At 68.1% G+C, this 216-nt stretch carries 1 pseudogene; it reads left to right on the forward strand.

Features of this window, described 5'->3' with window-relative positions:
• Positions 1–2 precede the first annotated feature (2 nt).
• Positions 3–216, forward strand: a pseudogene (locus JL475_RS41110) (hypothetical protein); the annotation flags it as partial.

Genomic DNA, 216 nt, shown 5'->3' on the forward strand with positions numbered 1-216 from the left:
CGGTGTCACACCCGAAAGAAGATCACACCCTATCCGACAAGGATCAGCCGGGGCACCTAACAAAGCCCTACTACGGCTACGGCATCTATCTCCGTCCCCGAAACGTCGCCAGGGCGCTGGCCCATCTGGCCGAGCTGGCGCCACCGGCCCCGCGCGTGCCGCCGCTCGAGCTCACCCTGCCCGGCGGTGACCGGCTCGTCCTCCCGTTCACGTCCC

The organism is Streptomyces sp. M2CJ-2 (genome assembly GCF_016757295.1).
Taxonomy (GTDB): domain Bacteria; phylum Actinomycetota; class Actinomycetes; order Streptomycetales; family Streptomycetaceae; genus Streptomyces.